The organism is Microcystis sp. LE19-41.2A (assembly GCF_027530405.1).
In the GTDB taxonomy this organism is placed as follows: Bacteria; Cyanobacteriota; Cyanobacteriia; order Cyanobacteriales; family Microcystaceae; genus Microcystis; species Microcystis aeruginosa.
This window is the reverse complement of sequence record NZ_JAPZQJ010000432.1, coordinates 1-24,830: the sequence shown is the minus strand read 5'-3', so window position 1 is coordinate 24,830 and position 24,830 is coordinate 1. Positions and strand designations below refer to the sequence as shown.

At 41.2% G+C, this 24,830-nt stretch carries 27 protein-coding genes and 4 pseudogenes; 20 read left to right on the top strand and 11 right to left on the bottom strand.

Annotated features, from left to right (window positions below; translation table 11 throughout):
- The first annotated feature begins 340 nt into the window (after positions 1–340).
- The 8 genes from O9290_RS18395 (at position 341) to O9290_RS18360 (ending at position 5,463) form a co-directional block, all read left to right on the top strand.
- Positions 341–904 carry a thylakoid membrane photosystem I accumulation factor gene (locus tag O9290_RS18395; protein ID WP_043999545.1) on the top strand — a complete coding sequence of 188 codons (564 nt, stop codon included), beginning with the start codon at positions 341–343 and terminating at the stop codon, positions 902–904.
- A gap of 270 nt (positions 905–1,174) precedes the next feature.
- Positions 1,175–2,737, top strand: a complete 1,563-nt coding sequence (locus O9290_RS18390; protein ID WP_288055722.1) for an iron uptake porin — start codon at positions 1,175–1,177, stop codon at positions 2,735–2,737.
- Between the two features lie 297 nt (positions 2,738–3,034).
- Complete coding sequence (locus tag O9290_RS18385; protein ID WP_002763776.1) at positions 3,035–3,241, top strand: hypothetical protein; 207 nt, start codon at positions 3,035–3,037, stop codon at positions 3,239–3,241.
- A complete protein-coding gene (locus O9290_RS18380) occupies positions 3,231–3,641 on the top strand; it encodes a putative toxin-antitoxin system toxin component, PIN family (protein WP_002763774.1) in 411 nt (136 codons plus the stop codon). Before O9290_RS18385 ends, O9290_RS18380 begins: the two co-directional genes overlap by 11 nt.
- A 544-nt stretch (positions 3,642–4,185) precedes the next feature.
- The gene (locus O9290_RS18375) at positions 4,186–4,422 is read left to right on the top strand and encodes a BrnT family toxin (RefSeq protein ID WP_288055718.1); all 237 of its coding nucleotides are present in this window, start codon (positions 4,186–4,188) and stop codon (positions 4,420–4,422) included.
- On the top strand, positions 4,403–4,690 hold the full coding sequence (locus O9290_RS18370; protein WP_288087353.1) for a BrnA antitoxin family protein: 288 nt from the start codon (positions 4,403–4,405) through the stop codon (positions 4,688–4,690). The genes O9290_RS18375 and O9290_RS18370 overlap by 20 nt, the downstream gene beginning before the upstream one ends.
- Before the next feature lie 88 nt (positions 4,691–4,778).
- Positions 4,779–5,117 (top strand): UPF0175 family protein, encoded by a 339-nt coding sequence (locus O9290_RS18365; RefSeq protein WP_002763765.1) that lies wholly within the window; start codon positions 4,779–4,781, stop codon positions 5,115–5,117.
- Entirely contained in the window at positions 5,110–5,463 is a 354-nt protein-coding gene (locus O9290_RS18360) for a hypothetical protein (RefSeq protein ID WP_002763763.1), read from the top strand. Before O9290_RS18365 ends, O9290_RS18360 begins: the two co-directional genes overlap by 8 nt.
- A 119-nt stretch (positions 5,464–5,582) precedes the next feature.
- Here O9290_RS18360 and O9290_RS18355 read toward each other — a convergent pair whose 3' ends face one another.
- The 4 genes and pseudogenes from O9290_RS18355 to O9290_RS18335 form a co-directional block, all read right to left on the bottom strand.
- Positions 5,583–5,822, bottom strand: coding sequence for a hypothetical protein (locus O9290_RS18355; RefSeq protein ID WP_002751846.1), 240 nt, complete (start codon positions 5,820–5,822; stop codon positions 5,583–5,585).
- A 2-nt stretch (positions 5,823–5,824) separates the two neighbouring features.
- On the bottom strand, positions 5,825–6,061 hold the full coding sequence (locus tag O9290_RS18350) for a hypothetical protein (protein ID WP_004161776.1): 237 nt from the start codon (positions 6,059–6,061) through the stop codon (positions 5,825–5,827).
- 220 nt (positions 6,062–6,281) lie between these two features.
- Positions 6,282–6,635 (bottom strand): annotated as a pseudogene (locus O9290_RS28255) (immunity protein CdiI family protein).
- Positions 6,636–6,843: 208 nt separating this feature from the next.
- Entirely contained in the window at positions 6,844–7,281 is a 438-nt protein-coding gene (locus tag O9290_RS18335) for a hypothetical protein (protein ID WP_002763759.1), read from the bottom strand.
- A 950-nt stretch (positions 7,282–8,231) separates the two neighbouring features.
- Here O9290_RS18335 and O9290_RS18330 point away from each other — a divergent pair.
- The 4 genes from O9290_RS18330 to O9290_RS18315 all read left to right on the top strand — a co-directional run bounded on the left by O9290_RS18330 (position 8,232) and on the right by O9290_RS18315 (position 9,889).
- A complete protein-coding gene (locus O9290_RS18330; RefSeq protein ID WP_002763756.1) occupies positions 8,232–8,588 on the top strand; it encodes a type II toxin-antitoxin system RelE/ParE family toxin in 357 nt (118 codons plus the stop codon).
- A complete protein-coding gene (locus O9290_RS18325; RefSeq protein ID WP_002763755.1) occupies positions 8,581–8,856 on the top strand; it encodes a helix-turn-helix domain-containing protein in 276 nt (91 codons plus the stop codon). Before O9290_RS18330 ends, O9290_RS18325 begins: the two co-directional genes overlap by 8 nt.
- Positions 8,857–9,291: 435 nt before the next feature.
- Positions 9,292–9,576 (top strand): type II toxin-antitoxin system Phd/YefM family antitoxin, encoded by a 285-nt coding sequence (locus O9290_RS18320; RefSeq protein ID WP_002763754.1) that lies wholly within the window; start codon positions 9,292–9,294, stop codon positions 9,574–9,576.
- Positions 9,566–9,889: a Txe/YoeB family addiction module toxin gene (locus O9290_RS18315; protein ID WP_002763753.1), complete on the top strand. Its 324-nt coding sequence runs from the start codon at positions 9,566–9,568 to the stop codon at positions 9,887–9,889. The genes O9290_RS18320 and O9290_RS18315 overlap by 11 nt, the downstream gene beginning before the upstream one ends.
- A gap of 189 nt (positions 9,890–10,078) precedes the next feature.
- Here the strand turns inward: O9290_RS18315 and O9290_RS18310 are convergent, their stop codons facing one another.
- From O9290_RS18310 to trxA, 3 genes are all read right to left on the bottom strand, one after another.
- The gene (locus tag O9290_RS18310; protein WP_002751597.1) at positions 10,079–10,696 is read right to left on the bottom strand and encodes a CP12 domain-containing protein; all 618 of its coding nucleotides are present in this window, start codon (positions 10,694–10,696) and stop codon (positions 10,079–10,081) included.
- A gap of 53 nt (positions 10,697–10,749) precedes the next feature.
- Entirely contained in the window at positions 10,750–11,076 is a 327-nt protein-coding gene (locus O9290_RS18305; protein ID WP_002763752.1) for a hypothetical protein, read from the bottom strand.
- A 67-nt stretch (positions 11,077–11,143) separates the two neighbouring features.
- Complete coding sequence (gene trxA / locus O9290_RS18300; protein ID WP_002763751.1) at positions 11,144–11,467, bottom strand: thioredoxin; 324 nt, start codon at positions 11,465–11,467, stop codon at positions 11,144–11,146.
- 274 nt (positions 11,468–11,741) lie between these two features.
- Between trxA and O9290_RS18295 the strand changes: the two genes are divergently transcribed.
- The 7 genes and pseudogenes from O9290_RS18295 to O9290_RS18270 all read left to right on the top strand — a co-directional run bounded on the left by O9290_RS18295 (position 11,742) and on the right by O9290_RS18270 (position 17,378).
- The gene (locus O9290_RS18295) at positions 11,742–12,182 is read left to right on the top strand and encodes a recombinase family protein (RefSeq protein ID WP_002763750.1); all 441 of its coding nucleotides are present in this window, start codon (positions 11,742–11,744) and stop codon (positions 12,180–12,182) included.
- Positions 12,183–12,420: 238 nt separating this feature from the next.
- Positions 12,421–13,593 carry a CBS domain-containing protein gene (locus tag O9290_RS18290; protein ID WP_043999540.1) on the top strand — a complete coding sequence of 391 codons (1,173 nt, stop codon included), beginning with the start codon at positions 12,421–12,423 and terminating at the stop codon, positions 13,591–13,593.
- Positions 13,594–13,856: 263 nt separating this feature from the next.
- Positions 13,857–13,964: pseudogene (locus O9290_RS28550) on the top strand (serine/threonine-protein kinase); the annotation flags it as partial.
- Between the two features lie 205 nt (positions 13,965–14,169).
- Positions 14,170–15,774 (top strand): annotated as a pseudogene (locus O9290_RS18285) (SUMF1/EgtB/PvdO family nonheme iron enzyme).
- 344 nt (positions 15,775–16,118) lie between these two features.
- Positions 16,119–16,241 (top strand): hypothetical protein, encoded by a 123-nt coding sequence (locus O9290_RS18280; protein WP_002763733.1) that lies wholly within the window; start codon positions 16,119–16,121, stop codon positions 16,239–16,241.
- 87 nt (positions 16,242–16,328) lie between these two features.
- Positions 16,329–16,565: a ribbon-helix-helix domain-containing protein gene (locus O9290_RS18275; protein WP_002763732.1), complete on the top strand. Its 237-nt coding sequence runs from the start codon at positions 16,329–16,331 to the stop codon at positions 16,563–16,565.
- Between the two features lie 432 nt (positions 16,566–16,997).
- The gene (locus O9290_RS18270) at positions 16,998–17,378 is read left to right on the top strand and encodes a pepsin/retropepsin-like aspartic protease family protein (RefSeq protein ID WP_002763730.1); all 381 of its coding nucleotides are present in this window, start codon (positions 16,998–17,000) and stop codon (positions 17,376–17,378) included.
- Positions 17,379–17,587: 209 nt separating this feature from the next.
- On the opposite strand, the gene O9290_RS18265 is transcribed toward O9290_RS18270, so the two are convergent.
- The 3 genes and pseudogenes from O9290_RS18265 to O9290_RS18255 form a co-directional block, all read right to left on the bottom strand.
- Positions 17,588–18,673: a class I SAM-dependent methyltransferase gene (locus O9290_RS18265; RefSeq protein WP_288026664.1), complete on the bottom strand. Its 1,086-nt coding sequence runs from the start codon at positions 18,671–18,673 to the stop codon at positions 17,588–17,590.
- A gap of 192 nt (positions 18,674–18,865) precedes the next feature.
- The gene (locus tag O9290_RS18260) at positions 18,866–22,804 is read right to left on the bottom strand and encodes a restriction endonuclease (protein WP_288057702.1); all 3,939 of its coding nucleotides are present in this window, start codon (positions 22,802–22,804) and stop codon (positions 18,866–18,868) included.
- Positions 22,805–22,890: 86 nt separating this feature from the next.
- Positions 22,891–23,010, bottom strand: a pseudogene (locus O9290_RS18255) (tRNA (guanine-N1)-methyltransferase); the annotation flags it as partial.
- 267 nt (positions 23,011–23,277) lie between these two features.
- Here O9290_RS18255 and aqpZ point away from each other — a divergent pair.
- Positions 23,278–24,039, top strand: coding sequence for an aquaporin Z (gene aqpZ, locus O9290_RS18250; RefSeq protein ID WP_288026662.1), 762 nt, complete (start codon positions 23,278–23,280; stop codon positions 24,037–24,039).
- Positions 24,040–24,076: 37 nt separating this feature from the next.
- On the opposite strand, the gene tsaE is transcribed toward aqpZ, so the two are convergent.
- Positions 24,077–24,547, bottom strand: coding sequence for a tRNA (adenosine(37)-N6)-threonylcarbamoyltransferase complex ATPase subunit type 1 TsaE (gene tsaE, locus O9290_RS18245; RefSeq protein WP_012264480.1), 471 nt, complete (start codon positions 24,545–24,547; stop codon positions 24,077–24,079).
- Positions 24,548–24,830 lie beyond the last annotated feature (283 nt).

The window sequence follows — 24,830 nt, the reverse complement described above, 5'->3', positions numbered from 1 at the left end:
AACCCAGTCATCGCAGGATGAACGCACCTTGAAAACTAGAGTTATGGGGTTCTATAGGGGAATGCTCCTATAGGTAAAAGCTCTAAGCGTCAAGTACCAGAGAAACCAATTATTTTAGAGGTTTTGAACTGTATCGTAGGGGCCCCCGAAAACAGGCTTCTGTAAGGGAGCGAAAGTCTGGGGAGAGAACCACCTCTGGGTGGGATTTCGCCAGGAATCTAATTCAAGTGGACTCGTTGAGCCAGAAATTCACAGCAGTGATGCTAGAAGAATCCACGTCTGTTTAAGGCGTGGGGTATGTCAAACTAAAAATTGTCTTAATATTCTAACCCTGTTGATCATGAAATCTCGTTATCGGCTGCGTCTTCAGATCTGTCTTGTCTTTCTCATTGTTGCTCTGACGAGTTTCTCTCCTTGGCTAACCCCTAGCGCCTATGCGGGGATCGATGATGATCGCCTCGATGGTAATATTTTTGTGGTCTATGCGGGTAATGGTTCCCTCGTGCCACCGCGTTTAAATTTAGCGGAAACTTTTCAACGGAAAATTCCAGCTATTATTGTCTATTATTTGGATGATAGTAGCGATTGTAAGCAATTTGCGGCGATTGTCTCCCGTTTTCAAGAGTTTTACGGTCGCGCCGCCAGTATTATCCCCGTAAGTGTCGATTCTATCCCCTTAAAGTCTTCCTATCGTGCCGATGAACCGGGTTACTATTATCGCGGTGGGGTTCCCCAAACGGTGGTTTTAGACCAACAAGGTAAAGTGGTTTATGATGGTTTGGGCAATGTTAAATATGAAGATGTGGATGATGTCTTAAGAAAGGTTTTTGAGCTTTTGCCTCGATCGCAATCGCTAGAGTTAAAAAGACGCTCTTTTAACGAGTTTAACGCTGAATTACGCTAGTTACCTCTTTTTTATCCTCAATTGAACCAAAAATAATCATTTAGAGATGCTGTCAGCAGCGTCTCTATCTTGTTTTTAGGAAAAATAAAATTATTTACCTATTGTTTTTATTATCATTTAAGATTTATTTGAACCAAGAAATGCTAGATAATTCAGATTTTATCTGGAGTAACACTTGAAAAATATTTGCAACAGTGCCAGACTGAAAAAAGTTTGCTAACCTGATTATACTGAGAACAATAATCATTCTTATAGGTGTGAGAGACAGCAATGAAAATCAAGCAAAATTTCCTAACAGCAGCCATATTACTGGGTTTTTCTGGTCCGGTACTGGCTAATAGTCTCGAAAACCTCTCTAGTAACCCCATGGCACAGGTAACAAGTGTCAATCAATTGCGGGATGTTTCTCCCACTGCCTGGGCTTTTGAGGCCTTAAGAAGTCTCGTGGAGAGGTATGGTTGTATAGTAGGTTATCCTGACCGCACTTTTCGCGGTGAACGCGCTTTAACTCGTTGGGAATTTGCCGCCGGGTTGAATGCTTGCTTAAATACCCTAGAAAGATTGATTCAAGAAGGAGTAGCGGTATTAAAAGAAGATCTAGACAAAATCAAGCGATTAGTCAGGGAATTCGAGACAGAATTAGCGGCATTGGGTGCTAGGGTTGATAACTTAGAAAATCGAGTCGCTTTTCTGGAAAATAATCAATTTTCCACCACCACTAAATTAACCGGGGAAGTGGTGATGGCATTATATGGGGTAGCCACAGGAGAAAAAAACGGTGGTGAAGGGATTCCCCAAGTGCCAGCTTTTGGTTATCGGGCCCGTTTAGAATTAAATACTAGCTTCACAGGCAAAGATTTACTCTATACCCGTCTAGCAACGGGAAATATTGCCGATTTAGCCGATACTACGGGAACTTTTGAAAGCACCTTAGCCTTTACCCAACCGGACGGCAACGATTTATTGCTAGAAGTTTTAAACTACAGTTTCCCCCTAACGGAAAATATCCAACTCTGGTTAGAAGCGACGGGAGGTGCTAAAGATGACTTTACCAATACCCTCAACTTTTTGGATGGAGATGGTGCTAGTGGGGCGCTTTCCGCTTTTGGTACTCGCAATCCCCTTTATTTTGCCCCCGGACAAACTGGACTCGGTTTACAGGGTAATTATGGGGCTTTGCAATTCAGCGCCGGTTATCTTGCCGGGGATGCTAACGATCCTAACCCGGGTGCGGGTTTATTTAACGGTTCCTATACTGCCCTAGGGCAGCTGGGTTATGTTCCTAACGAGAATTTTGGCATTGCTTTATCCTACCTTCATGGTTATAACCAATTAGATACGGGAACGGGAAGCCAGCACTCGAATTTCCGATTTTTCACCGAAGAACTATTCGGGGAGGCTGTGCCGACAATTAATAATAGTTTGGGTTTACAATTTACTTGGCGAATTGTCGATGGTTTTGTCCTCGGTGGTTGGGGTGGCTATACAAAAGCTATCACTCTTAGCACCTTAGATGGACAACTAGAACGCGGGGATTTAGATATCTGGAATTGGGCGGTAACTTTGGCTTTTCCTGATTTATTTAAGGAAGGAAATACGGCGGGTATTATTGTTGGTATGCAGCCCTGGGTATCTAGTTCTAGTATTAGATTAAATGATGGCAGTGCCACTAATGATCCCGATACTTCCTTTCATATCGAAGGATTTTATGAGTGGAAACTCACCGATAATATCGCCCTTACTCCGGGGGTAATCGTGATTACTTCTCCTAACTCTAATAACAACAATTCCACCTTAGTTATCGGTACTATCCGCACGACTTTTACTTTCTGATTTGTCTAGGCAGCCAGTCAGAAATAAAGATAAAGTATGACGGGATTTGACTTCATTTCTCCACTGGCTGCCGTTCCGCACTCTAGACTAACTGAATGAAGGGGCATTTATGGTATTTTTAGAGGCAATTTAGCCTATTTTTGTGGTTTCTTTTTTGATGGATTTAGAGGGTTTTAGTTTATGTTTGAGGGTTGAAGTTGTGGCGAAGAGGTCGAGGACGATTTGAGGAACACTGTTAAATGTGATTAAATAGAGTACAATAAAAGTTGAAGATACACCTAGTTACCTAGTTAAGCCATGAAACAAGTTCTCAAAAATATTAAGGTATCGGAGATTCCTACACTAATCGCTCAGTTAGGTCTTTCTCCTGAACAAGAAGTTAATCTGACGATTGAGGAAAATTCAGAAAGTCTTATCTCAATTATGGATAAAGTCGGCAAAAAAGCTCAAGCTAAAGGTTTGACAGAAGATAAACTAACAGAACTATTAGTAGATGAATCCTAATCGAGTTGTTATAGATACAAATGTTTTTATTAGTGCTTTACTAAATCCCCTAGGAACACCCAAAAAAGTAATCAATATAGCAGTCAGTCAATTTACTATTCTCCAGAGCGAGGCAACTTATCAAGAATTGGCAACGAGAATAAGTAAAAATAAATTTGACAAATATTTAGAAAAAGATGATAGGTTAGATTTCTTGTCGTCTCTTAAAAATAGGAGCTTATTTGTTGATATATGGCATGAAACGAGAGTTTGTTCCGATTTAGATGATAATAAATTCTTAGAATTAGCTGTATCTGGAATGGCACAATACATCATAACAGGCGATAAGGAGCTTTTAATTCTCAATACTTATCAAGGGATTCCAATTATTACTCCAGCAGAGTTTTTAGTTATTTTCTAGTGTCCCTGAGAATTTTTTGAGGGAGGAAGGCAAAAAAATAAACCTACTCAAGATTGAATGAAGGGGCATTTATGGTATTTTAGAGGCAATTTAGCCAACTTTTGTGGTTTCTTTTTTTGTTGATTTAGAGTGTTTTAGTTGGCGCTTGAGGGTTGAAGCTGCGCCGAAGCCGAAAGGGATGATAATTAACACATACCGCTCGAACTGTTATCTTTTGATGATGAGTAATTTGTTTAGCTTGCTATTGCTGCTAAATCGGTAGTTATACTGGCATTATATCTGGATAATGTTATGATCCCGACAGGGGTAAATTTTATTGCGATTGCGTTAGCGCAAATACAATGTTGATAAAAATTAATGTAGTAACTATAATATATAGCGGTTCTCACACCTGTGTGGCACACTTAAACCTTTGCTAATTAAGCTTTTCAACATCGATAGTGTACCTCTTGCGAACAGGAAACGCTATAGCTACATTTGGAGAGTAAAATTGAAGTGGACATGGGACGACAACAAAAATCGGACAAACAAGCGCGATCACGGCTTGAGCTTTGAAGCCGCTCAATATGTTTTTGCCGATTCTCTCGCTGTCAGCCGTCTTGATCCATACCCAGAGGAAGAACGCTGGCAGACTATCGGACTGATCGGTAAACTGACTGTATTTGTGGTGCATACTTGGCCGGAGTCTGATTCAGTGACCGGAGAGGAAACGGGACGAATTATTAGCGCACGCAGGGCAACAGCCCATGAAAGGAGGGCTTATGAAGAAGGGAGATTGTAATCCAGTACCGCCAGAGATACAGGCTGAAATTGACGCTCTAGCCGCATCACAAGAGCCTATCCGCACAGATCTGATCCCAGAGGCTACGGGAGATTGGAGCAGGGCGCGGCGTGGTGTATTCTATCGTCCGCTCAAACAGCAGATAACTCTAAGCCTTGATGCTGACCTGATAGACTGGTTCAAAACCCAGGCCACACAAGAGGAGGGGTATCAGACCAGTATTAATCGCGCCCTGCGAGAATATGTGGAAACACGGGCAAAAAAATAAACCCCCTCAAGATTGATTGAAGGGGTATTTATGGTATTTTTAGAAACAATTTAGCCTACTTTTGTGGTTTCCTTTTCATGGCGATACAATGAAGTTACTGCCACTTAATGAAACCTCTATGAACCTCATCCTTCCCTCTAAACTTCTGCAAACAGTACAAATGACTGAAGCTCAAATGCTCACGGAAATCGCTGTCATGCTTTATCAGCAGCAACGCCTTAAATTTGAACAAGCAGCCGAACTAACGGGAATGGCACTCGATGATTTCTACCAATTGCTAGTATCGCGTAATATCCTCACTCCACCCACTGACCCTGACGACGAACCAAAAGAACTCATCCTCACCAGTCTTTGTATTTCTCTTCAGCAAGCTAAAGAAGGCAAAGTACATCCCATCTCTGAACTCTGGGATGGCATAGATGACTGAAGAAATTCCCTCTATTAAGCTCCTTTTCTCTGATGAATTCAAGGATCGACTTCGCACCCTCGCCAAACGCTATCGGAGCATTCGTACTGACCTACAACCTCTAATTGATGACCTTCAGATAGGCAAATTCATCGGCGATCAAATACCAGGAATAGGCTACACTGTCTTTAAAGTTCGCCTCAAAAACAGCGATATTCAAAAGGGCAAAAGTAGCGGCTATCGTGTTATCTATCAACTTAAAGACAATGGTTGTGTTTTGATGCTCCTCATCTATACCAAATCTGACCAAACAGACATCCCAGCGCAGCAAATTCAAGACATCATTAATAAGTTTGACAATTTTTAGAAGTATTAATAGATGCCAAAAATAAACCCTCTCAAGATTGAATGAAGGGACATCGATGGTATTTTTAGAGGCAATTTAGCCTACTTTTGTGGTTTCTTTTTCAGTGGATTGAGAGGGTTTTAGTTGGCAACTGATAATAAAGCCTCTTCTATTGGCTTTGGTAACTCAATAGCATGAAACCGATTCACAGAAAAAGCGTAATCTTCACCACTTTCATCAATAACCCGAATTAGACTGTTTATTTCTGCTGTCTCATCAGGGATAACGCGGTATATTTTGCCCACCTCTAGTGAAGCTTCGTAGCCTTCATTATTGAGACAAACTGCGAACTTATTTGTTGGAGATGACTCTATTTTCATGGTCAATCTAGAAACGGTAACTTGAGCTTAAATTCTTTTTTGCCGATGCCATGAGCTTCATACCAATGGACTTCAGCTAACCTTACTATACCATTGGGAAGCTGAACTTGGGCTATGCCCTTTAATTTTCTCCATTTACCTTTGCCATACTGTTTTTGCAACCGTTCCCGATTACGAATTCCTGTTCCTGTGGCAATAATCTCGATATTCGTGATATCGCTGATAATCTCAAAGTCCACGATCAAGCAAGCAATCTTAAAGAGTGACCCTCTATTATAGCATCTATTGCCAAAAAAGAGATATAAAAAAACAAAACCCCCTCAAGATTGAATCAAGGGGCATTTATGGTATTTTTAGAAGCAATTTAGCCAACTTTTGTGGTTTCTTTTTTGGTGGATTAAGAGGGTTTTAGTTGGCGCTTGATGGTTGAAGCTGCGCCGGAGCCGAAGGTGATGATACTCAAACTGTTATTTTTTGTACTGTAGATTTTTTGGTTATTTCCTTAGGATGTCTGAACAATTGACCTTCATTTTGGTAGAAAACTTCATAATCTGCTGCCAGTTCAAGACATAACTGTTTCCATAAACTAATTCCTTCTTGTTTAAAATCCATTTCAGCTTGCTGATTAGGAAAATCTGATCAAGGTGGATAGTCTTGATTTAAAGTCTTATCGTAAGTATCCTGCCATGGGTTTAAACGTTGAATGGTTGCTTGACTTAATGGTAATTCTTCAGGAGCAATGTTATCAATTTCATCTACTCCCCAAAGTGGGTAACTTCCATAATCTGCCCAAAGTTTGATTCTGATTGCCATAACTATCATTCCTGAATCAGTTTGTTAATTAATCGAGCCGTAGGTTGGGTTGAGCTATCATTATTGCTCTGGTATTACCCATCGGCTCAAAAGGCGAAACCCAACAAAAATTGTGAAAATATTCCAGGAAGTTGTTGGGTTTCCTTGCGTCAGCCCAACCTACGAGTCTTTATTCAGTGAACAGTTAACAGTTAACCGAGGTAATATATTACCTCCATTCAACTGAGAAATTAGAACCTACTAATCGCAGATAAACGATTCTTCCGGGCAAATTTCCTTTAAAGAGAATTTTTCCGTTAATGGGGACTCTAGAAGGCATATCTCTCATATATACTAGATCACGACCTATTCCTCCAATACGTCCCTCCGATCCCGTCAATTGCTTGCCGGTAGAATCAATGATGATAGAGTATTGGGGATAAAAAGTAAGATCTCTGACTTCCCCTAAGTTTGCAACCATAAAAGTACAAACTACAGAATTATTGTCTTTATTACAATTCTGAATCTCGAAAGCAAAACCATTGCTTACACGTCTCAAATTACGGGCTTGAGCAATATCATCGTGATTCTGATAGAAGTTAGAAGATAAAGCTGTAGTTAAGGCTAAAATTGGTAGCCATCTGAAAAATCCTTTTTTCATCACCATTCGCTACTCAGTACATAAGTGTTCGCCCCCTCGCAGCTAGGTGAAGCAACAACCCAACCCAACACCAAAGGCGGATAGTAGAACAATACACACTCCCCCCCCCACAAATGTATCAAAAGCTACAATTTAATAAATCTTTATATTTCTCTCCCTAGCTTAGGGGTTGACAGAGCAGGGAGTCTCAGGTGTTTTCCGCTGTTTTACTGCTTCTCAGACGAACTATCGTCTTCCTTGAGTTATTGTGGCGCGGTCTGTCGGATTCGTCTTTGCGTTCATCTCTGTCTCGAAGTTGTTGAAGCGGATTGGCTCTGTTATTCTTTGTGTGATAAGTTTAACTTATATAGTGGTGATCGATCTCTGTGTCCTTTGTGTCTCTGTGGTTAGTTCCACTCACTGCCCCAAGACTGTATCTCAGAATACATTTTACCCACCAAACCTAAGAGAGCTGCGGATTCTCTATTTTGTTATAATTAGTGTCATTCGTTCGGTTTTGGCAGGGAAAAATATTCCGACACTTGCACAACTCTGACAATGTTAAGTACCTAAGCAAAATTAATTACACATATCGTAAGGATTCAGGTCATACAAAAAGCAGTCAAACCCATGCTGTGTAAGCATTTAGGCGAATTATGGCCAAATCCTCATTCTCATTAAGAAACGCTGAAAGGCTTAATTTTCGTGCTTATTGAGAATGAAACTGTTAGTTTAGCGAGTTCTGAGATTTGAGAAGCCGCTCTGTGACTGCATTTGAGGCACCTGAATCCTTACCACATATCTAACCACCTCTTGCATGAGTGCCCATCTTCACTAGGAAATTTATTTGGCACGACTACTTATTGAATGAAGATGTAAGATAATGCACAACCAATGACTGGCGATATGGAATCACTACAATCCAAATGAAATGGCATCACTAAAATATTGAAATGTTTTCTTAAACTGATTATTATATGAAGGAGATTGTTTTTTATCGTACCCAGTCAGGAGCCAGCCCCGTTGAAGATTTTTTAAATTCTCTGTCTGGAAAACAAGCTCAAAAAGTGTTGTGGGTGTTACGCTTAATTCAGGAGTTAGATTCTGTCCCGAGTCAATACCTGAAAAAATTAGTCAATACTGATGATATTTGGGAAGTGAGGGTTCAGATTGGCAATAATATATTCCGTCTGCTGGGCTTTTTTGGAGAAAGTGATTTAATTATTTTAACGAACGGATTTGCTAAAAAGACTCAAAAAACACCATCCCAAGAGATTAATTTGGCAGAGCAACGAAAACGAGACTACTTGAACAGGAGATTCGACGATGAGTGATGTAGAACAATATATTAACAGGAGAAAACAAACTGACAGTCAATTTTGCCAAGGCTTCGAGTCTGGTTATCTCAGTTTCAAGCTGGGAGTTATCTTATCACAGGCAAGAGAAGAAGCTGGACTGACTCAGGAAGAATTAGCGCGTAAGTTAAATTGGGATAAAGCAACGGTTTTCAACCTAGAAGAGAATGTGGAATCTGTCGGTATTTCTACTTTAGAAAAATACGTCAAAGCTTTAGGAAAGGAACTTATTGTGGAAATAAGATAGCGGCTTCTGTAGGTTGTAGATTCAGAAAATCCCGTCCCGCACCAACTAGCTGATAGACTGGGGATAAGCTGTACTGAATTTAAACTGCGTATTGGAATTTTTAGTACAAATGCTCGAACTTTCTCTCCCTGCTCCCTTCTCCCTTGCAGTCTTAACGAGCAATTCAGATAGTCAACAGCTTAATATCCCTCCAGCCAATCAGTTCATCTCCCTGAATCGGTGGAACTATTAGCTTTTCTAGGTTTGGCTAAGGAACAGCCCAACCCAACACCAAAGCTGTACGACAATAGAGTACACACAAAACTAAACTAAGCTGTAGCCTAAGCTACAATTTCATAAATCTTTACATTCTCCTCCCTTCAGATTTTGGGGTTTTTGGGGAGTTCAAGAGCTTGGACTTGTACAATAAGGTCGTACAAGTATCCCCTAAAAATCATGTTAAGCAAAGAAACCACCTACTCTCAGGCGAGAATGAATTTAGCGAGTCTCTTAGATCAGGTGTGTGACGAATCTCAAATTATCGTCATTAAGCGTCGCAATCAGAAAAATGTGGCCTTAATTGCTGAAGATGAGCTTTCCAGTTTATTAGAGTGTGTTTATTTATTGCGATCTCCAGAAAATGCCCAACGCTTATTTCGCTCTTTAGCATGGACCCAGACAGAAGATGCAACTCCTCAAACATTAGCTGAATTGAAAGAGGAGTTAGGAATTGAGTCCTAAAAGAGAAAATAAGCCAGATAAACCTAAAAACAATCCTATTCATGATTATTTGCCCGTTTTTAGTCCTGATTTCAAAGCAGATTTAGCTTGGTGGTATCGGAACGAACCGAAAAAAGGCGATAAAATCTTAGACTTAGTAGCAGATATTTTGGATGGCGATCCGTTTACAGGATTGGGTAAACCCGAACCTCTTAAGTATATTGCTGCCGACACTTGGTCACGACGGATCGACTTAGAGCATCGTTTGGTTTATAAAGTCACAGGAAATAAGGTTTATTTTTTACAAGCTCGCTATCATTATCAATCAGGCTAAACTCAGACAAACCCATCAAGAACTGTTACAGGAGAAAGGGGACAAAGAACTTAGTGAGTCCCCCCTCGCAGCTAGGTGAAGCAACAGGCCAACCCAAGACAGAAGGAGGACAGCGAAACAGTACACACTAAACTAAGTAAAGCTGTAGCCTATGTTACATTTTAATAAATCTTTACATTCCTCCAAGATTTAATCCTCATAAATGCGGCACTCTAAGGCATCGGGATTGGCTTCGCAGTAGGACTGAAGTGAGTTAGTCCCCTGTTTTTTGACCCGTTGATGGGAGGCTTCGGCTTGGAGTTCCTCCACCACATCCCAGGCTGCGGCGCAATCGGGAGAGATTTCACCCTTGGCCGCACAAATTGCCCGCGCGTCTTCCCGGGCCGCTTCAATTTCATCTTCAATGAACAACCGCTTGGGCTTTTCGACAAAATCGCTCTTGAAGAGAATATCACTGACAGAAATAATGCCCAGCAAAGTTTTGCCCTGAATCACCGGGGCGCGGCGAATGCGGGTTTGAGCAAATAACCGGGCTACATATTCCACCCCCAGTTCGGGATTGACGACCACACAGGGCTTGGCCATAATTTCGTAAACCCGCATAGTTTTAGGATCGTGGCCAAAGGCCGCCACTTTGTAAACGATGTCGGTTTCGGTGACAATTCCATAGGGGTCCTGTTCATGGCGCGGTTCGACAATCAAACCCCGCAGTTTTTTTTCTTTCATCAATTTCACGGCATCGGCAACCGTTGCCGAACCACGAATGGTGACAACGTTTTGGGTCATAATTTCTTGAGCTTGTAGCATAGGAGTTGGATGGTGTTGTTAAATTAAAGAACTGGTATAAACGCAAAAGTTGACTAGGGTTGTCCCGATAGCAATTTCCTAGACTCTTGTGGGCTGAGTGCCACTTTGAACACAGATGACAAAGACCAATGGGCGATCGCTGGTTGGGTTTGGGGCGGCACAGCCGCAGCTGTGTTCCCCTGAATGCCGGGAGCATAGGCCTCCAGCACAGCGCCATTTTGCCAACACATGGCGATGAAATAATCACACACTGGGCATTCCGTCTGAGCAACTTGCCGGGCCGGACACTTATATCCTGCGGGCAGGCGATCGCTCAAGAGCCGTTGAGCTACGCTGCCACAGTTGGGACACCGGATTTCTATAAGCTTGTTCATCGCCATACCTCAAAATTGAATAGTGGTGTGAGAAGGAAAGGGTTAAGGTCGGACGTTTGTCCAGAGTGGAAGACTATAATTGTCGTTCTACTGCAGCGGTAAATTCTTCATAGGGTTTAACCCCAACTAATGTTTCTATCAATTTCCCCTGTTTAAATACCATGACAGCCGGAATACTTCTAATCCCAAAGCGTTTGGCTACGGGTTTGTTACTGTCCAGGTCAAGTTTGAAGACTTTGGCGCGATCGCGATAGTCATCGGCCAATCGATCGATCAACGGTGCCACCAGTTTGCAAGGTCCACACCAGGTTGCCGTGCAATCTACCACCAACAGGGATTCACTCTTTAAGAGGGAATCGAATTCAGTTTCATCTTGAATAAATGTAGCCGTACCCATGTTTATATCTCCAAATTGATTTTGTGTAACTTAGGACAAATTCTCTGATCGCTGCGTTTTACAATAGAAATCCAGCCTTGACCCGCTCCTCATCTAAAAATGCTTGGCCTTTGACCCTTTAACTTTGTCCGCCTCCCGGGGGTATCGTCTATAGTTTGGTCGTCCCAGACATCGATGGTGACATCTAGTCCCTGCTCATGCGCGGGTTTTACTTTCTAAGTCGTCATCGGCTGCCCCCAATCAAAACAAATTTGCGACGTTAAGTTGCGATAATATGGTTTTGCAAGTTATTGCATTGACATCCCCTATGACAGCGACCCCTTCAAACGATTTATCTGCCTGGGAGCGGCTAGAACAAGGCAGACAAGCAAAAGCAAGCAACGGTGGTTATGCGGGCTACGGCTCCCCTGCCTTTGGACAACGATCGATCGATGGGGAATTAGTGGATGATCCGGAAGAGTGCCGGGTCATTGAACTGATTCGCCGTCATCACAAATCAGGGAAATCCTTGCAGAAGATCGCCGATTGGCTTAATGAACAGGGCTACACCACCAAACGCGGTCAACCATGGCAGCGTATTTCCGTAAAGCGGGTGCTGGATCGACTTTATGGAAAGGTGTCCAGAATTTCCGGAGTAACCCTTCAGGCCGACCAGAACCCGGAAGTACTCACCCCAGCGTCTGGTGATGCCGCTCCTGAAACCATTAGAGGCTGAATAACCCCTAAATGAAAAGCTTCAGGCTTTAACCTGTTACATCCCTCTATGATACACCGAAGTGGGTCTAAAATCTTTACGAGTTTAATAAAAATTGTAACAAAACGTTACATCTTTTAGGAAAAAGTTAAATGACGCTACACTTTGAGATAGTTTTAGAACGGGTTTTAGCAACTCTGAGAGTCTGGGTTCTTTGCCCAGTGGCTGTTCTGTCTATCTTGGCCTTTGCGATTGCGGGATGGTGCTGATGTCCTTTGATACACCTCTGAGTTGGGCCCCCGATCTGGAAAAAGCGATCAATCGCCAGCCCTTGACGGTGCCGCCAACCACTTCCCTGGCAGATGCGATCGCCATGATCGGTCAGGCCCATAGTCGTCTGTGTTTGCTCACCGATGACCTATCCCCTCTAGCTGCTCCGGCCGGAGAAGCGCGTGTTAGCTGTCTGCTGGTGGTGCAAGGACAAGAGTTATTAGGAATTTTGACAGAACGGGATGTGGTGCGACTCACCGCCCAAGGGATTAACCTGTCCGAGACAACCGTTGCCGATGTGATGGTACATCCCCTGATCACGTTGCCCCAGCAATCTGCTCAAGACATTTTTGCTGCCCTGTTTTTGTTTCGGCGCTACCGCATTCGCCATTTGCCGATTGTGGATGACCAAGGACACTTAATCGGGGTGATCTCCCATGAAAGTATTCGCCAGATATTGCGTCCGGCCAATCTGTTGCGGTTTCGTCGCGTATCCGATGTGATGACCAGTCAAGTGGTACAGGCCCCACTCACCGCCACAGTCTTGCAATTGGCCCAGTTAATGGCTGAACATCGTGTCAGTTGTGTGGTGATCACCCAGAGAAATTCCGAAGACAATGACTACCCTGTTGGTATTGTGACAGAGCGAGATCTTGTCCAGTTTCAAGCAGTTCAAATCGATCTGCACAAAACTAGGGCCCAGACGGTGATGAGTACGCCCTTATTTCTCCTCAGCCCCGAGGATTCCCTGTGGACGGCCCATCAGGAAATGCAAAAACGGCGGGTGGGGCGTTTGGTGGTTTCTTGGAACTGGGGTCGGGGGTTGGGCATTGTCACACAAACCAGTCTGTTAAGGGTTTTTGACCCGATGGAAATGTATGGGGTGATTGAAAATTTACAACAAACCATTCAACAGCTAGAGTCCGAGCGATCGCCCTTCCCTCCTTCTCCACCAGCGGACTTATTACCCCAACGGACCCGCACCCCATCAGAAAAAGAGATTGTCAGCGATCGCGAATTATTACTAGCCTTGCTGGACAATGCTTACAAAGACGTAAAGTATATGTTGGCTAACTTAGATATTGTCGTCGAGCAGCGGCGATCTTTGCTTCAATCTGTTCTAGATAAGCTTGCCCACCTCGGTCGTGAAATTAGCTCTTAGTAAGCTGTTCGTAATTTACATTGCTTGTTGAGAAGAGGCAAGAGGCAAGACCCCCTAAACCCCCGACATGGTAGGGTTGATTCATGAATCAACCCTACTATAGCGGTTCTCACACCTGTGTGGCACACTTAAACCTTTGCTAATTAAGCTTTTCAACATCGATAGTGTACCTCTTGCGAACAGGAAACGCTATATCAATTAACCCTACTATCAATTAACCCTACTATCAATAAAATTGGCTAATTCAGGAGTTATTATTTATTATGCTAGAACAAATGATGAAGATGTTAGAAGGGCAACAAATAAACTCTTATCGTCTTAATAAGTTTCTTGGTGCGGGTGGTTTTGGTGGTGTATTTCATGCTAGTGAAAGGGGGGATCCGCGCCCCCCTTATCAAGGGGGGATTAAGGGGGGATCCGCGCCCCCCTTATCAAGGGGGGATTAAGGGGGGATCCGCGCCCCCCTTATCAAGGGGGGATCAAAGGCACAATCTATCTTCAATTTAATAATTATAACCACTCACTTAATAGGATAGTTACACAACGTAAAAATTGGCTAATTCAGGAGTTATTATTATGCTAGACCAAATGATGAAGATGTTAGAAGGGCAACAAATAGGCCCCTATCGTCTTAATAAGTTTCTCGGTGCGGGTGGTTTTGGGGGTGTATTTCATGCTAGTGAAATGGTCAGAAATACATCGGTCTAAGAAGTTGCCATTAAAGTTATCCCAGAAAGTAGCGATGATAAATTAATTGAATTAACAAATGCCAGAAAGTTAGAACATTCTAATTTAATTAAGGCTTATTCGGTGGGGGAATTTACTTTTTTCAATACGGAGATGCTTTATTTAGTGATGGAATTGGCACAGGGTAGCCTAGAAAATCACATTGCCAAAGGCGGTTTGTCAGCGGATGAGATTAAAAATATTACTGCTCAAGTCGCCCAGGGCTTAAATTATCTTCATGGACAAAATAAAGTCCATCGAGATTTAAAACCGGGTAATATCCTCAAGGTTAATCAACAATACAAGTTAGCATATTTTGGCTTAATTAGAACCTTAAATAACAAAAGCCACACTCAAACCGTCCACAATAGCGGTACAATTATTTATATGCCTCCCGAAGCCTTTAGGGGGGATATTTCCTCAGCTTGGGATCTGTGGTCATTGGGTATTATGTTAATCGAAATGACGACTAATCAACTTCCCTATAAGTTTAATAATGATATTCACCAGTTAATGGCAAAGGTGATGAATTGTGAGCTACAAATCCCCAGTTTACCGAAAGAGTTTAAACCGATTATTGAAGGGTGTTTGCAAAAAGATAGAAAACAAAGATGGACAGCACAACAGGTTTTAAATGCCTTACAACCTGTGGGATGGAATTCTCCCCCGTCACCTCCACCAGCACCGGCAGCAGTCAAAAAGCCTGTTTCACCAATACCCCTAATTGCTTCACCTACTCCATTTACCGAAAAACTACCCAATCGAGTCACAATGGAGATGGTGAGCTTACCAGCAGGTAAATTTCTCATGGGTTCTCCTGAAAGTGATCCCGATGCTAAAAGCTATGAAAAGCCTCAACACCCAGTTAAAGTCAACAGTTTTGCGATTGGCAAATATCCAGTGACTCAGGCACAATATCAAGCAGTAATGGGAACAAATCCCTCTTATCTTAAAAACAATCCCCAAAATCCGGTAGAAAGTGTTAGTTGGGAGGACGCTCAAGCCTTTTGTCAGAAATTGAGTCAAATAACTGGCAAAACCTATCGCCTACCGACGGAAGCGGAATGGGAATATGCTTGTCGTGCGGGGACAACCACTCGCTATTATTTCGGTGATGATGCCAATCAGTTAGGAGATTACGCTTGGTATGACGGAAATTCTCAGAAGACAACTCATCCTGTGGGTCAGAAAAGGCCCAATGCTTGGGGACTCTATGACATGATTGGCAATGTTTGGGAGTGGTGCGAGGACAATTGGCATGATAGCTATGAGAATGCACCAAAGGATGGCAGTGCTTGGATAAAAAATGGTAATGATAATCGTTCTCCATTGCGGGGCGGTTCTTGGTTCTTCAATCCTGCTTTCTGCCGTTCCGCTTTCCGCAACAGCTTCTTCCCCAACGGCGACGTCAACTACGGTTTTCGGGTGGTGTGCGGTGCTGGGAGGACTCTGTAACCCTTTTTCCCTTTTTACCCTTTTTACCCTTTTTCTCTTTTTCCCGCCTAGCGGCGGGTCGATTTTTTTTTTTGAGCCGTAGGTTGGGTTTCGTTCCTCAACCCAACCCAATTATTTAAAAGTGTTGGGTTTCACTATCGTTCAACCCAACCTACGATCTACTGATTATTTATTCCCCTTTTTGCATGAGTGCATGAGTAGAAAACGGGTTTCTCGGAGAAACCGGTTTTCTGTGGGTTACTCAACGGATTTAGTATAATATTGGTGCGTTACGTCGCGTATGTAATTAATGTAAATTAAATAATATTGTTGCGCTCCTAACGCACCCTACCTACTCATTTCCCTTGTTTCAAGGCTCTGCCTTAAAGCAATATTCAGGTAGAAGCTGGGAACGAGATAATGCTCTCATTGACCAACTCAAACAAGGAGCGATCGCCGATCTCGGAAGGGGCGTTAATGTTATGTAATGCACCTCAACTAACCTATTTTAGCTAATCCTTGTAGTAAAATGAAACAGGACACTCGACTTAACCCTTAACCTTACAAAAGTCATCATGAATATTCAACTAAAACCCAATCAAGAACAATTTATCCAAAAACAGTTAAAAAGTGGCAGATTTAATAATTCAGAACAAGTCATAGATACCCCTTTTTACTTGCTAGAAATCCTCGATCAAGATTACTTACAATGGGTAGAAGAAACTCGTCAAAAAATTGACGTTGCCATAGCCGAATTAGATAATGGAGAGGGATTAGATGGAGAAAAAGTCATAAGTAGTCATGCAAAATAAATTTCCTAGTGAAGACAGGCAAGAGGCAATAGGCAAGAGGCAAAAGCTTTATCGAAATGTGTAGTTAATTTTGCTTAGGTACTTAAATGATATACTCGAAAAATTTAAAAAAGCGCAACAAAAATAATTATCGAAAAGAAGATAAATAATTATGACAGAATATACTATTAGTTCGGGAAACATTTTTGAAGACTTAGGCTTTGCTAATGCAGAAGAAAAACTCGCTAGGTCGATTTTTTTTGAGATTTTCTAGGGTGCGGACTAGGCAGCTTTTGCCTTTTTGGGGAGCAGTTTAAGGAGGTTATAATACTAAATCCAGTTATTAAAAACTGATTATTTATTCCTCCTTTTGCCTGTTGCCTGTCCTGATAAGTAGCCTATGCTCAACGGATTTAGTATAATCTAATTAATAGACCACCTCAACAGGATAAAATGGGTTTAGTTTCAGCCAAAATACAACTTAGTAACCCCGTTGATCGTTCCCTATCGCCTCTAGAAACCCCAGCCTTGGCTGATACGGGAGCCTTGCATCTCTGCATTCCTGCACATATTCAAATTCAGTTAAAATTAACTGAAATCGATCGCAAGGAGGTAATTTTAGCCGATGGTTCCCGTCAACTGGTTCCCTACGTTGGACCGATCGAAATTCGTTTCAAAAACCGCATCGGTTTCGTCGGTGCTTTGGTAATGGGGGATCAAGTATTGCTTGGTGCTATCCCAATGGAAGATTTAGACTTAATCGTTATTCCCGCAACCCGGACTATTGATATTAACCCCAATAGTCCTAATGTAGCTACCTCGATCGCTAAATAGGGCTGGCTGAATAAATATAAAAACCTTGTTGGATAAGGCTTTTAGACTTTTTTTCCCGCAAAAAGTGCCTACCATTGGAGTGATCGGGGGTAAAATTCAAGTACTTTTTCCCCCCTGATCACTGCAAGAGCTGGCACTTTTTGATTTTAAACAAGCCTAAAGATATTATCCAACAAGGTTTTTAGATTTATTCAGCAATCCTTAATTAATTAGTCCTTGAGCAGTGCGATACATTGGGCTAAAGAAGCATTAGTTTTCAGTGCTTGCGGGTTAATATGGGTGGCAGCGGCTCGATAACCTTGTTCTAAGAGAGCTGCAATTAAATCTTCCCTTTTGGGTAAATCTAATTTCCCCCTTCTACCAATTTCCCGAAAGCTATAAAAATAGGGAGGAAAATCGTTCTCTTCCCTCATTATTTCTAACAATTTAACTACCTTTTTCCACTGCCATTGATCGGCTAAATCTGCCATTTTTTCTAGATACAAGCGATCGTGTAAACTGCCTAACCACAAGGGTCCGGTTAAAGTTAAAGGTTGCCCGTCCCCAGAACAAACTATCTTGCCTAACTTCGGCCAAGGCACTGATTGATATTCCCCGCAGCTATGACAATAACCGAGAAAACCGTAGTTATGACTATTTAATTGTCTATTAGCCGTTAACCGCACCATCACCCGATAACTTTGACCAAAAAAGAAGGAAAAAACCGGCGTAATTCCTAAACCTAATCGGGCCGATTCTAATTGCAAACCAGCGATAATTAATCTTAATCCCTGTTCGTGGGCAGCTGGATGATTGCGAGCAGAGGCTCCATAATCAGCTAAACTATTTTCTAGATTATGACCCGTCAGCGTCCGTCCATCGGTATTAGTTAGATAAATTAAACCACCGATTTTAGTGGCTAAAGGAATAGCACTAAACAGAGATGCAGGGGAACCAAAAGCATCAATATCAACTAGATCGTAATGGTCTTTTTTAAGATAACATTCTAGGAGAACTTCTTGAGCAGATTTATAGGTTATTTTCCCTTGTTTCTGTTGTAATAAACTCTCTAAATTAGCGGCTAAAGTTGGCTGAATTTCTGGATTACCATCATTAACCCACAGCCAATCCGCACCACTTTCTAACCAATACCTGAGCGCTCGCACACCAGAGCCGCTCATTACCTCTAAAACGCGCAAACTTCCCCGCTCTTTTTGGGCAATTGCCGCCCCTAAAACTCCTAAATCTCGGACGATTTTACTCTCCGGTCGATAAAAAGTATTGTTGATATTAAATATCGCTTTTTCTTCCTGCATCGCTCATCTCATAATTAGCACTCGATCGCTTCTTTTTTTCTTTTCACGATTAATAGCAAATCCGCTTTTAATAGCATGATTAACTCCTAATCGAACTTTAAAAACCCGCTCCCCACTCCCTGATCCAGTGTTCTCCACTTTCCTATCCCCTTTAAACAAGATTTAGTATTATTACTGCGGTGTGTTGTTCACTCATTCATCGATATCAGGATTGGAAAAAGCATCGTTTGTTTTCTGGAAAACTTTAGCTAGTTCCTCGTAACACCTACGACTAGCGGAAAGTGGAGGAAATGTCTCGGCAATTTTTAAACAGTCATCTTTGAACTGAATTAGTTCGGGAATCGGTTGTTGCGGAGTTGCCCATATCACACCAGTCCAGGATACTCCGGGTAAGTTTTGTAGTACGGATAGAAAGCAATCCCGACTAATTTCATAGGCTTTAGAAGCTAGATTGGATATAAAATCTACTTGTTCGAGAATTAATGAACGGGGAGCTTCTAAAAGCAAACAGCTGGCTCCTCGAATTTTTTCCGCATCTTCTGAATTAATCCACTCATTCAGAATTTCTAAGCTCGTTGAAGAAAATGTCAAATTATCATCTTTATAATAAGATGATTTGCTAGATTCACCGTTTTTAACCATTGAGAGAGCGTGAAATAAAATTGCTATAAAATAACGCTCGCATTCTCCATCAAATATTTTATCCCTTACTTGTCGAAGTATATGAGAATAAATTTCTGGCTCTGGGAGGGATACAAAAAATTTATAAGCATCTTGATAGGGGATCGGGGTATAGTTATGGAGAGCATTAACGTTTCTATAGCGAATACGATCGAGAAGAAACTGAATCACGGCGAGAGGATTATGTTTAAACGCCATAGCTAAAAAACTTTCAATTTCATAATCACTGATTTCTGGAATTGTTACAAGCTTCTTCAATAGTAATTCCACTTCATTATTAGACAAATAATCTGAGGGAAGACCGTGAGTAGTTCCGATTTTACCATATAAGCGTTTAGCTAGTTCGAGATTATTTTCAATATCAACATTTAAAATAAGTGGTTTCATTAAATCTGGTTTTTGACTGGCTATTCTACCGATAGAATTGATAGTATCACCTTTGATAGTAAGGTTATCACTAGATAATAGACTTGATAGTATAGAAACATCTTCATCTCGTAAACTCTCAGGCCAGAAATAGTAGCTTGTAGCAATCGATAAAAGAATCGGAACCGAACCATTATCGATAGCTAGTTGAATTAGATGAATGGCAGTATCTAAATCATTCCGTCTAAGGTGGCTACAGAAAAAACCAAAGTAATTCGCTATTGGAGAACTAGGATTTTCTAAGATTGCTTCACAGATTTCAACCAGTGTTTGTCTTTCAATTTTTCGAACTAAACAATCTAAAAAAGGATATTTCAAATAATAACGATCTTTGCATTGACTGGCCGCCTCTACCTCCAAGCATTTCTGATTAATTTTTTGTACAATAGCTTGAGACGATTTGTATTTTTGTAAAAATATTTCTTGGCAATATTCTTCTGCTATCGCTTTTACTCTCTCACATATTTGGCTATACCAATCACGATTGAATAAATCAAATTGACCTTTATTATTTATTAACCAATCTAAAGATTCATGGTCAATCATGAAACCCACCAATCGCAGATCATCTGTATCGGGAATACATTGGGTAATATGTAAAGCTTTTTCTCTGACTTTTTGTGAATAGCCCTGATGTATGTGCCAATCTAGTATATTGACCACTTTTAAATGTATAATCGGGTCATGGTTAGTCTTAACTAATTTCTCGATAATTTCTAAAATAGTTAACTGCTCGGATACCCATTTTTCGCAAAGTTCTTCGTTTCTATCGCCGCTACGAGTTTGAGGTTCTCTAAGAGCATTTTCCAAACTTTGTAAGGCTCTGATAATTATTTTTGTATCTAATTCTAAACATTTTTCGATTAATTTTAGTGCTTGGCTACGAATCGTGGGCGCAAATTCAGGATTGAGAAGATGGATTTGAATCTGAATTGTTAGGTTCTCTGTATATCGATATTCAAACTCTTTTTTAAAAATTTCATCCAGAATATTTAAGGCTAAAAAATAGTAATTATCATTATCGATTCTGGTCAACCATCGAGATACCGCATCAACAATAATTTGTTGTGTTTCTAGTCCATTGCTTTTTTCATATTTCGCAAAGTCTTGCAAAATTAGCAGAGCATGATCGGGATATAGATTCAAAGCTCGATTATCTTGTTTACCAATTTCCCAAAGTAGATTGCAACAATCAGGCAGATAGTCAATTGTACGACCCACCATCCCAAGAAGGCGCGGAATTGTTTTCAGACGCAAACTATTAACTTCCTCAGCATCTCCTTTATTACTGAGCGCAATTTTAATCAACTTAAGAACTTGTTTAGGTTGATAGTAAGCAACCTGGTTTAAATTGCCTAGAAAATAACATCGATCTCGATTAGACCATTTTTGGTATTGTTCTTCGATAGTATTCCAAACTTCATCGAGTAACCCAGTTTCCGATTTGTTAACTTGACGAATACGCCAATCTAATTCAGAAACGTTATCTAAAAAGTTATAAAATAATTCAGAAATAGAAGGCGATGTCAATAATTTAAAAATTTCTTGTATATAATTCGTAGGAAAGGTCTGCCAACAAGCCGTAACTAGAATATGATCTGATAAGATATCTGGTGTAATTCGTATTTTGTTTCGTGTTCGTACCAGAATCCCCGTATTTTCCAACAAAATACCAATATACTGCTTTAGTTGAAATTGTTCGATCTTAAGATATTGAGAGGCTATTTGATAAAACTCACTATTTTCTTGTGGAATAGGAATAGGAGCCATAGCAGAAATCAACTGTAATATCTTTTGACATTTATCTGAAGGGATGCGATCGCTTATTTTTCCCAGGCTCTCTTGCTGAAATTTATTCAGAACAGACTCACGAAATTTATCATTTTGTTCTAGTAACCTTGGATGAATTTTATCTTGAGCGACTAATTGACCAGCAATAACTGTTATTAAAGGACAATCCTGAGTTATTTGGGCTAATAGTGGTGCGGAATCTTCGTATTTTTTTCCTAAGGATTGTTGGGCTAATTCTTTAATTTCGTCATAATTTAAAGGCTCTAGATTACCTAGCTTTGTAATGTCGTTTTGGTCAAAATCAGAATCTGTTAAGCTTGATTGTAGAAAATCTAATCCTTGAGGTCGAGATGAAAAAATCAATTTGAATTTCTGATTTTTAGATCGCTGCTTAATATAATTAAACAAATTAGATAAATTTTTTTCTCGATGAGCGTCATCGATAATAATAGCGTAATTAGGCTGGGTTAGTAATTCATCAAGGCTCTCCACTGTGATTGATTCGTTCATCACAAATCGTAGCTCCCAATCGCGGTGATGTTGCTCGAATTCTTTCGCAAAGTGATAAAGCAGTTTTGACTTGCCACTTCCGCCAATACCTGTAAAAATAGCGATTTTTTGATCATCAGAATCTATAAATCGATGTAATTTTTCGAGGATTGATTTCCTACCAACAAATGTCCAACAATGATGAAATAAACGCTTGGTATCTAATAAGGTTTGAAAAAATGTTTCTGACGAAACAAAGGTTTCTAGTCCTGATAAACCTAAAAAGCGATTGCGCCAATCTTGTCCAAAATGGGTTGTCACCAAATTGCGGGAAATATCTGGGTTTAATTCTCTAACTTTGATAGAAATATCCCGTAGATCCCAGCATTCCCAATTAGGATGTTTTTTGATTTCGTCTATAACCTTATAACTAGCCTCACAGCTTAATAACAATATGTATCTATCTGCCTTGTAGGTAGCCTTTTCAATAGCTGTTCTTACATGATCTGGGCGAAAATTTTTATATCTTTTACACTGAAAAACCCAACAAGTACCATCCGTCTGCTCCGCAATAATATCAATACCTCGTTGAAAATCGCCTTTGCTTCCATAGCGATTTGCCGTCTTGGTTGTTCTGAATTTAGAAATTAGATCGTGGCAAAAGGCTTCAAATTCTTCCCACGACCAATTGCTGTCATTTAAAGGTAAATTTTCAGGAAGAGAATTAACTGGTGGGGAAATCATGGGCAATACTTAACGCTGTAACGAGATAACTGCGATGTGCGTACAATCTTAGTATAACCTATCTAGGTTAGAGTGTGTGGCTCTATCAAACTGCCCCGCTCTTTTTGGGCAATTGCCGCCCCTAAAACTCCTAAATCTCGGACGATTTTACTCTCCGGTCGATAAAAAGTATTGTTGATATTAAATATCGCTTTTTCTTCCTGCATCGATCATCTCATAATTAGCACTCGGCGGAAAGGGTCAGACACTGCCAAAATCCATCAGACATCAAGATAGAAGTAAATCTAAAGAAAGTGTGAAATTATCAGAAATTCCCGATTTTTTTACTATTATATCCCTAAAAAGCTGATAGTTTCCCCATGAGAACGGCAAATTGAAGGTAAAAAATAACTATTTTTTAATATCTTATAACAGTTTAATCCGGTCTGATGGGAGATAACCTAAAAGCAAAATCATTCAACCTTGATATAGAGATGAAAAAGTATCTAGCAGAGTTCATCGGGACGTTTTGGCTCGTTCTCGGCGGTTGCGGTAGTGCTGTTTTAGCGGCAGTATTTGTGGGTAAAGCCAAGAGTGTCGTAGATGGTGCTGATTTTAATATCCATCTGGGGATTTCTTTTGTGGGTGTCTCCCTCGCCTTCGGTTTAACCGTCCTCACTCTTGCCTACGCTTTAGGGCATATTTCGGGGGGACATTTTAATCCCGCCGTTTCCTTCGGTCTCTGGGCAGGTAAACGCTTCCCCGGTTCGGAACTACTTCCCTACATCATCGCTCAAGTTTTAGGGGCGATTTTAGCGGCAGTAATTATCTACATTATTGCTAGTGGTCAACCCAGTTTCGCTCTGGGAGGCAGTAACCCTCTGGCCACCAATGGTTACGGAGAACATTCTCCCGGTGGTTACAGTTTATTCGCCGCTTTGGTCACGGAAGTGGTCTTGACCTTCATGTTCTTAATCATCATTTTAGGCTCTACCGATCGACGCGCTCCGGCCGGTTTTGCTCCCATCGCTATTGGTTTAGGATTGACCTTAATTCACTTAATTAGCATTCCCGTGACCAATACCTCCGTTAACCCCGCTCGTAGTACCGGTGTTGCTCTTTTATGCGGTAATATAGCTCTCGTTGGTCAATTATGGTTATTCTGGATTGCTCCCATTGTTGGGGCCGTGGCGGCGGGTTTCCTCTACAATAGTTTCTTTGAAGAAACTTTAGAAGAAAGACGAGTTAGAGAATAAGTGGAAAGTTACCGCTAAAGTTTGATTGCTTCAAAAGTCAAGTGCTGATGGCGATTCCTGTGGGGTCGCTATTTTTTTCGTCCCCACCGACAAAATTGAGCAGCGCTCGTCGTCCTTGCTCGCCTCGATCGAGTAAAGTAATCTCTAGATAATTTTCTGGCAAAAAAGTTAAACGTTCCGACCATTCGATCGCCACTATCCCTAAATCTACCTCGATTCCCTGCCAATAATTTTCTAGGTACAGCGCCTCGATATCTTGACCCTGCAAACGATACAAATCCAAATGATACAAAGGAAGGCGGCCTTCGTTATATTCGTTGACGAGGGTGAAGGTAGGACTAGCTATAGGCTCTTGAATGCCTAATCCTAAGCCAATTCCCTGTACTAAGGTGGTTTTTCCCGCTCCCAAATCGCCTTTTAATAAAATTACACTGCCAGAGGCCAAGGTTTGCCCCAGTTTTTCCCCTAAATTGACAGTAGCTTCTCGATCGGGTAAGTCGATAATCATTTGTTTCCGCTAGGATGCCAATTAATTACTGATTCTAATATGAGTAGGTAGGCGTTAAAAGTTATCAGATGCCCCCCTTATCAAGGGGGGACTAAGGGGGGATCGGCACCCCCCTTATCAAGGGGGGACTAAGGGGGGATCGGCACCCCCCTTATCAAGGTAGGGCTGTTTCATTTAAATTAAGTATAGCTGATTTTGAGTCAATAAATTTGACCGAAGATTCTCAAGTTTATCTTGTTCTAACCAAAAGAGTTAGTCACAATAACTAATCTTTAATCCTCTG

Coding starts and splice junctions, on each gene's coding strand:
- O9290_RS18395 (WP_043999545.1), top strand. CDS start 341: ATGAAATCTCGTTATCGGCTGCGTCTTCAGATCTGTCTTGTCTTTCTC.
- O9290_RS18390 (WP_288055722.1), top strand. CDS start 1,175: ATGAAAATCAAGCAAAATTTCCTAACAGCAGCCATATTACTGGGTTTT.
- O9290_RS18385 (WP_002763776.1), top strand. CDS start 3,035: ATGAAACAAGTTCTCAAAAATATTAAGGTATCGGAGATTCCTACACTA.
- O9290_RS18380 (WP_002763774.1), top strand. CDS start 3,231: ATGAATCCTAATCGAGTTGTTATAGATACAAATGTTTTTATTAGTGCT.
- O9290_RS18370 (WP_288087353.1), top strand. CDS start 4,403: ATGAAGAAGGGAGATTGTAATCCAGTACCGCCAGAGATACAGGCTGAA.
- O9290_RS18365 (WP_002763765.1), top strand. CDS start 4,779: ATGAAGTTACTGCCACTTAATGAAACCTCTATGAACCTCATCCTTCCC.
- O9290_RS18360 (WP_002763763.1), top strand. CDS start 5,110: ATGACTGAAGAAATTCCCTCTATTAAGCTCCTTTTCTCTGATGAATTC.
- O9290_RS18355 (WP_002751846.1), bottom strand. CDS start 5,822: ATGAAAATAGAGTCATCTCCAACAAATAAGTTCGCAGTTTGTCTCAAT.
- O9290_RS18335 (WP_002763759.1), bottom strand. CDS start 7,281: ATGGTGATGAAAAAAGGATTTTTCAGATGGCTACCAATTTTAGCCTTA.
- O9290_RS18330 (WP_002763756.1), top strand. CDS start 8,232: ATGAAGGAGATTGTTTTTTATCGTACCCAGTCAGGAGCCAGCCCCGTT.
- O9290_RS18325 (WP_002763755.1), top strand. CDS start 8,581: ATGAGTGATGTAGAACAATATATTAACAGGAGAAAACAAACTGACAGT.
- O9290_RS18320 (WP_002763754.1), top strand. CDS start 9,292: ATGTTAAGCAAAGAAACCACCTACTCTCAGGCGAGAATGAATTTAGCG.
- O9290_RS18310 (WP_002751597.1), bottom strand. CDS start 10,696: ATGCTACAAGCTCAAGAAATTATGACCCAAAACGTTGTCACCATTCGT.
- O9290_RS18305 (WP_002763752.1), bottom strand. CDS start 11,076: ATGGCGATGAACAAGCTTATAGAAATCCGGTGTCCCAACTGTGGCAGC.
- trxA (WP_002763751.1), bottom strand. CDS start 11,467: ATGGGTACGGCTACATTTATTCAAGATGAAACTGAATTCGATTCCCTC.
- O9290_RS18295 (WP_002763750.1), top strand. CDS start 11,742: ATGGTTTTGCAAGTTATTGCATTGACATCCCCTATGACAGCGACCCCT.
- O9290_RS18290 (WP_043999540.1), top strand. CDS start 12,421: ATGGTGCTGATGTCCTTTGATACACCTCTGAGTTGGGCCCCCGATCTG.
- O9290_RS18275 (WP_002763732.1), top strand. CDS start 16,329: ATGAATATTCAACTAAAACCCAATCAAGAACAATTTATCCAAAAACAG.
- O9290_RS18270 (WP_002763730.1), top strand. CDS start 16,998: ATGGGTTTAGTTTCAGCCAAAATACAACTTAGTAACCCCGTTGATCGT.
- O9290_RS18265 (WP_288026664.1), bottom strand. CDS start 18,673: ATGCAGGAAGAAAAAGCGATATTTAATATCAACAATACTTTTTATCGA.
- O9290_RS18260 (WP_288057702.1), bottom strand. CDS start 22,804: ATGATTTCCCCACCAGTTAATTCTCTTCCTGAAAATTTACCTTTAAAT.
- aqpZ (WP_288026662.1), top strand. CDS start 23,278: ATGAAAAAGTATCTAGCAGAGTTCATCGGGACGTTTTGGCTCGTTCTC.
- tsaE (WP_012264480.1), bottom strand. CDS start 24,547: ATGATTATCGACTTACCCGATCGAGAAGCTACTGTCAATTTAGGGGAA.